Source organism: Pseudomonas sp. GQ91 (assembly GCF_059758795.1).
Map to the genome: position 1 here is coordinate 1 of NZ_JCAXED010000068.1, position 335 is coordinate 335.

The 335-nt window shown below is 63.6% G+C and carries 1 protein-coding gene; it reads right to left on the reverse strand.

The window, feature by feature from the left end:
* Window positions 1–335 (reverse strand): hypothetical protein (locus AC6CIA_RS26450; RefSeq protein WP_498316110.1); only part of this gene is annotated, 335 nt, incomplete at both ends.

Sequence of the window (335 nt, forward strand, 5' to 3'; positions counted from 1 at the left end):
TGGCCGTGGGCGTCGTAGCGGTAGCGGGTGACATGCCCCAGCGGATCGGTTTCGGCGATGCAGTTGCCGCGCGGGTCGTAGCGGTATTTCCAGCTGTGGCCAGCGGCGTCGGTGTCTACCAGCGGCAGGGCCCAGTGTTCCAGCCATAATGTCGAATCGCTGCGGCCCAACGGATCGGTTTCGCCGATCAGGTTGCCGGCCTCGTCATAACTGTATGCATAGCGCCCACCTTGCGGATCGGTGGCGCTGAGCATCTGGCGTTCGTCGTTCCACTCGAACAGCCAGGTCTGGCCGAGGTTGTCGCTGTAGCGGGTGATCTGGTGCTGGCTGTTCCA